5 protein-coding genes are annotated in these 6108 nt (G+C 73.8%); 1 reads left to right on the forward strand and 4 read right to left on the reverse strand.

The features are described from left to right. Positions 1-177: 177 nt before the first annotated feature. Entirely contained in the window at positions 178-948 is a 771-nt protein-coding gene (locus tag VFW24_10675; GenBank protein ID HEX5267226.1) for an SDR family oxidoreductase, read from the reverse strand. 46 nt (positions 949-994) lie between these two features. On the opposite strand from VFW24_10675, the gene VFW24_10680 reads away from it, so the two are divergent. Beyond that, a complete protein-coding gene (locus VFW24_10680) occupies positions 995-1765 on the forward strand; it encodes an SDR family oxidoreductase (GenBank protein HEX5267227.1) in 771 nt (256 codons plus the stop codon). 6 nt (positions 1766-1771) lie between these two features. Here the strand turns inward: VFW24_10680 and VFW24_10685 are convergent, their stop codons facing one another. The 3 genes from VFW24_10685 to VFW24_10695 form a co-directional block, all read right to left on the reverse strand. Next, complete coding sequence (locus tag VFW24_10685; GenBank protein HEX5267228.1) at positions 1772-3535, reverse strand: acyclic terpene utilization AtuA family protein; 1764 nt, start codon at positions 3533-3535, stop codon at positions 1772-1774. Beyond that, entirely contained in the window at positions 3532-4347 is an 816-nt protein-coding gene (locus tag VFW24_10690) for a TIGR03084 family metal-binding protein (protein HEX5267229.1), read from the reverse strand. Before VFW24_10690 ends, VFW24_10685 begins: the two co-directional genes overlap by 4 nt. Further along, positions 4344-6108 (reverse strand): biotin/lipoyl-containing protein (locus VFW24_10695; GenBank protein HEX5267230.1); only part of this gene is annotated, 1765 nt, incomplete at its 5' end. The genes VFW24_10690 and VFW24_10695, both read right to left, overlap by 4 nt.

Raw genomic sequence — 6108 nt, forward strand, 5'->3', positions numbered from 1 at the left:
GGGCTGCTGCTCACCAAGGAGGTCATGTGGCACAACCTCGACAATCCCAGCCTCGAGTCGGCCATCGCCATGGAGAACCGCAACCAGAACATCGCGGCGCGCAGTCCCGAGCTGGCCGAGTACATGAAGGCGTTCAACGAGAAGCGCCCACCGCGCTTCACCTGACGGAGCACCGGCTCAGTACGCCACCAGCCCGCCGTCGATGATGAGCACCTGCCCCGTCATGTAGCTGGAGGCCCCGGACGCGAGGAACAGGACGGGGCCGATCATCTCGTCGGGGTGGGCCAGCCGGCCCAGTTGGCTGATCGTGGATGTGCGGGCCACCGCCTCCGCGCCGGTGTTGCGCACCATGTCGGTGTCCGTGGTTCCTGGGGCCAGGGCGTTCACACGTATCCCCCGCGGGGCGTAGGTGGCGGACATTGTGCGCGTGAACGACATGAGGGCGGACTTGGCGGCGGCGTACATCGACTCCCGCGCCGCGAACATGAACGCCCCGACCGAGATCACGTTGACCACCGCTGCTCCAGAGCTGCGCTCGAGGTGGGGCAGGGCATACTGCACGAGGAAGACCGGACCGCGCAGGTTGACGTCGAACACCTTGGACCACGCGTCCAGTGTGAACTCGCCGACCGGCATGGCCACGGCGGTGGCGGCGTTGTTGACCACGATGTCGATGGCCCCGAAACGGTCCACGGTGGCGTCGACGAGACTCTGCAGTGCGTCGAGATCCCCCATGTGGGTGGGAACACCGAGCGCCTCGGCCCCGAGCGACTGCAGGTGGGCCTCGGTCTCCGCACAGGCCTCCTTCTTGCGGCTGGCCACCACGACCTTGGCGCCGGCCAGCGCCAGCCCCTCGGCCACGGACCGGCCGATCCCCCGCGTGCCGCCGGTGACGATGGCCACCCGTCCGCCCACGTCGAACAGCCCCTCGAGCCGGCTCCGATCCATACCCACCTTCCGTTCCGCTTGGCGACCTTCACGCTACGGTCTGCCGGTGAGCGAAGCGATCCCGCCGCCCTCCTACGTCTCGGGCCACGGGCTGCTGGCGGGGCGGACCGCGGTCATCACCGCCGCCGCCGGAGCCGGCATCGGCTACTCCACCGCCCAGCGCTTCGTCGAGGAGGGGGCGCGGATCGTGATCAGCGACGCCCACGCCCGGCGGGTGGAGGAGGCGGCCGAGCGGCTGGGGGTCGGGGGCATCGCCTGTGACGTGACCGACGAGGCTCAGGTCCAGGCCCTGTTCGACGGCGCCGTCGAGCAGCTGGGCGGGATCGACGTGGTGGTGAACAACGCCGGCCTCGGCGGGACCGCCGACCTCGTCGACATGGCCGACGAGGAGTGGGCGCGCGTCCTCGACGTGTCGCTGACGGGGACGTTCCGCTGCACCCGTGCCGCCCTTCGCCACATGCAGCCGCGCCGGCGGGGGGTGATCGTGAACAACGCGTCGGTGCTCGGCTGGCGCGCCCAGCCCGGCCAGGCGCACTACGCCGCGGCCAAGGCCGGCGTGATGGCCCTCACCCGGTGCGCGGCGATGGAGGCGGCGCCGTTCGGGGTGCGGGTCAACGCCGTGTCACCGTCGCTGTCGATGAACCCGTTCCTGGCCAAGGTCACGTCCGAGGACCTGCTGGCCGACCTGGAGCGACGGGAGGCCTTCGGTCGGTCGGCCGAGCCCTGGGAGGTGGCCAACGTCATCGTCTTCCTCGCCAGCGACTACTCCTCCTACATGACGGGAGAGGTCGTAAGCGTGTCGAACCAGCATCCGTAGGGCCGCTCAGGCGAGCAGCGCCTCGGGCAGGTCGACGAGACGGGAGCGGAGGTACTCCCCCAGGCTCTTGGCCTGCGGATCGGGGCGCGTGCTCGACGCCACGCCCTCGCCGAGGATCCCCACGACGACGAAGTTCACCGCCTTGAGGTTGGCCAGCTCGTAGCGGCGCACGTCGAGACCGGCCGCCTCGGGCACCAGCTCCTTGAACCGGGCCACCGAGAGGTGGTGCGCCAGCCAGGCGTAGCCGGCGGCGGTGCGGGCCCACACCCCGACGTTGGCGTTGCCCCCCTTGTCCCCCGAGCGGGCGCCGAACACCGTTCCGAGCGGCACCCGGCGGGTGGGACCGGCCGGCGGGTCGACGCCGGGCGCCGGCGGCGCCGGGGGCGGGGCGGCGCCCGTCGGGACGGTCGGAGGTACGTGGGTGACGGCGCCGTCGGCCCCCACGACGACCTGGTCGACCACGGCGGCCGGCACCAGAGTCGGCCAGTACACGCCGTAGGCCGACGCCTCCCCCGGCGCCGACGTGGTGTGGAAGCCGGGGTAGCTGGCCAGCGCCAGGGCGGTGGCGGCGTTGGAGAAGGGCCGCCCCACGCGCGTGGGATCGGGATCCTTGACCGTCACCCGCAGCTCGGCCGATGCCTCGGCGTTGGTCGGGGCGTCGGACTTGTCGGTGCGGATCAGCCGCACGTCGACCTCGGAGAAGCGCTCCCGCCCCCCCATCTGCTCGAACAGCGCCGCCTCCGCCACCGCCGCCTTGGCCTCGATGTCGAGGCCGGTCAGGACGAAGGTCATCGTGTTCCGGTAGCCGCCGAGGTAGTTGACGCAGACCTTGTACTGACCCGGCGCAGGCAGTCCGCGGACGCCGGCGACGCGAACCCGGTCCGGCCCCTCCTGCTCCAGGGAGATGGTGTCGAAGCGCGCCACCACGTCGGGGTTGACGTAGTCCGGGGGGCCGATCTCGTACAGGAGCTGGGCGGTGACGGTGCCGACCGACACCCCCCCGCCGGTCCCGGGGTGCTTGGTGATCACGGCTGAGCCGTCGGAGTGCATCTCCGCCACCGGGAAGCCCGGCCGGCGCAGGTCGGGGATCTCGGTGAAGAAGGAGTAGTTGCCCCCGGTGGTCTGGGCCCCGCACTCGAGGATGTGGCCCACGACGACCGCGCCGGCCAGGGAGTCCCAGTCCTCCCTCCCCCACCCGAAGTGCCACGCCGCCGGGCCCACCACCACCGAGGCGTCGGTGACGCGTGGGCACACCACGACCTGGGCCCCGCCGGCCAGCGCCTCGACGATCCCCCACGCCCCCAGGTAGGCGTTGGCCGTCACCGGCTTGCCGGGCAGGTCGCTCCACGGCTGGCCCGTGTCCATGTGGTCGAGCGGCACGCCGGTCGCCACCAGCTCCTCGATCCGGCCCAGCAGATCGTCGCCCTCGATGTGGGCCACGTTCACGGGTGTGCCCAGCCGGTCGGCCAGCTCGCGCATCTTCTCCGCCAGGCCGGCGGGGTTGAGACCGCCGGCGTTGGTCACGACCCTGATCCCCCGGTCCACACACGTCCCCAGCACCTCCTCCATCTGGCGGAGGAAGGTGGTGGCGTAGCCGGTGCCCGCCGTCCGCTGGGCCGACTTCCAGAGGATCAGCATGGTCAGCTCGGCCAGGTAGTCACCGGTGAGGAAGTCGATGGGGCCGCCCTCGACCATCTCCCGGGCCGCCGAGAGCCGGTCCCCGTAGAACCCCGAGCAGTTGGCGACCCGGAGGGGCCCGGTCCCGCTCATCCCCCCGCCCCCCGCCGGAACTGGCCCGGGCGCCGCCCGGGGCCGGCGGGTCCGGCGAAGGCCTGGGCTATCTCCATCCACTCCCGGGCCGGGCCGGGCGTCACGTCCAGGGCGGTGTCGTCGAGGTGGCGGCGCTGGGTCACGACCAGGCAGAAGTCGAGGGCCGCCCCGGTCACCCGGTCGGGCCCGTCCTCGGGTCCCCACGCCCACTCGGCGCCGGACGGCGCCGTGAGCTCGACGCGCATCTCGGCGGCGGGCAGGTCCCGGTCGCGCACCGCGTAGCTGTAGGGCCGGGCCCGCACCCCGATGTGGGCCACGTGGCGGAGGCGGTCGGTACCGGGACGGGCGCGCCCCAGGGCGTCGGCCACGTCCTGACCGTGGGCCCAGGTCTCCATGATCCGGGCCGTGACCTTGGACGCCAGGCTCATCTCCGGCCCGAACCACGGGACCCGGCGGTCGGGCGCCAGGTCCCGGACGGCGGCGACGAGCCGGGCCCGCTCCGCGGCCCACCAGTGCGCCGCCTCCGAGCCTTGGCGGCCGCTCTCGTCCTTGCGCACCCGCTCGACGAAGCCGTCGACGTCGGCGTCGGCGTCGGCGCGGATGACGGCGAAGGCGGCGCCGTCCGTGACCGCGGTGACCGTGGCGGCGTCGAACCAGGCGAGGTGGGTGATCTGGTCCCGGACCGTCCATCCCTCCGCCGGGGTGGGCGTGTCCCACGCCCCGGGGTCGAGCCCGGCCACGAGGGCGGCCACGTCGTGGTGCTCGGCGGCGAGGTCGCGGGCCAGCTCGGCCATCCCCGGACGGCGGCTCACCGCGCCGGCTCCTCGCCCGGGGCCGCCGGCTCCACCACCGCCACGACCTGGCCGACGTCCACCGTGTCCCCGACCGCCACCCGGACCTCCGACACCACCCCGGCCTCCGGGGCCAAGACCTGGTGCTCCATCTTCATGGCCTCGATGACGGCCAGGACCTGGCCGGCGGCCACCGCCGTGCCCGTCGCCACCTCGACCCGCACCACCTTGCCCGGCATGGGCGCCACCAGCGACCCCGCCTCGGCGGCCACGTCGGCGTCCGCAAACCGGGGCAGGGCCCGCAGGACCAGGCTGCGCCCGGGACCGTCGACGAAGACCTCCGGCCCCACCAGGTGGACCCGCATCCGGCGCAGCACTCCGTCGTCGACCAGCTCGACGAGCTCGGGGGCGGCGGTGCCGACGGAGAGGCCGGCCATCTCCTGACCGTCGACCTCGACGCGCCCGTCGCGGTGGAGCCGGTAGCCGACCTCGACGGCGTGCCCGGCGTGCTCGTACCGGCGCACCTGCAGCTGGGAGGGATTGTTCCGGAAGCCCGACGGCACCGGGCCGAGCACCGGGGCGTCGGCGCGGTCGCGGGCCTGCTCGGCCAGGGCGGCGGCGACGGCCGCCACCTCGACCTCCCGCCTGGTCGGCGCGGGCACCAGGTCAGTGGGCGGGTGGCGCTCGAGAAAGGCGGTGTCGGTGCGCCCGGCCAGGAACTCGGGGTGACGGAGCACGCCCACCAGCAGGTCACGGTTGGTGACCGGACCGTGCAGCTCGGCCCGCTGCAGCACCCCCGCCAGCCGGGCGGCGGCCTCGGCCCGGGTCGCGGCGTGGCAGATCACCTTGGCCAGCATCGGGTCGTAGTCGACCCCGACGACGGTCCCGTCCTCCACACCGGCGTCGACCCGGGCTCCTCCGGCAGTCGGATCCCCGGGAGACGCACCGGTGCCGTCCCCGACGCGGAAGCGGTGCAGGGGTCCCGCCGACGGGAGCCAGTCAGCGGCGGGATCCTCGGCGTAGAGGCGGACCTCGACGGCGTGGCCGTCCATGGTCGGCTGCAGGGCGGCGGGGGGAAGGGGCCGCCCGGCGGCGACGTCGAGCTGGAGCCGGACCAGGTCCAGGCCCGTGACCGCCTCGGTCACCGGGTGCTCGACCTGGAGCCGGGTGTTCATCTCGAGGAACCAGAACTCGCCCGAGCCGTCGACCACGAACTCGACCGTCCCCGCCCCGACGTAGCCGACGGCCCGGGCCAGGGCCACGGCGGCGTCCCCCATCCGTCGCCTGCCGGCGGCGTCGAGGAACAGGCTCGGTGACTCCTCGACGATCTTCTGGTGGCGGCGCTGGATCGAGCACTCGCGCTCGAACAGCGAGACCACGTTGCCGTGCTGATCCCCGAACACCTGGACTTCGATGTGGCGGGGCGCCTCGACGTAGCGCTCGACGAACACGGTGTCGTCCCCGAACGCCGACGCCGCCTCGCGGCGGGCCCCGGCCACGGCGTCGGCCAGCTCACCGGGTCGGCGCACGATCCGCATCCCCCGGCCCCCGCCGCCGGCGGAGGCCTTGACCAGCAGGGGCCAGCCGACCTCGTCGGCGACCGCCCCGACCTTGTCGGCGGCCACCCCGGACAGGTCGGCGCCGGGCAGGACCGGGACGCCGTGGGCATCGGCCAGCTGCCGGGCGGCCAGCTTGGACCCCATCACCTCGACGACCGCCGGGCTCGGCCCCACGAAGGTGAGCCCGGCTTCCCCGCACGCCTGGGCAAAGGGGGCGTTCTCC

This window comes from Acidimicrobiales bacterium (assembly GCA_036273495.1).
GTDB lineage: Bacteria > Actinomycetota > Acidimicrobiia > Acidimicrobiales > JAJPHE01 > DASSEU01.

Bases quoted from the DNA above. Each gene is read 5' to 3' on its own strand.
- VFW24_10675 (HEX5267226.1), bottom strand. From the start codon at position 948: ATGGATCGGAGCCGGCTCGAGGGGCTGTTCGACGTGGGCGGACGGGTG.
- VFW24_10685 (HEX5267228.1), bottom strand. From the start codon at position 3,535: ATGAGCGGGACCGGGCCCCTCCGGGTCGCCAACTGCTCGGGGTTCTAC.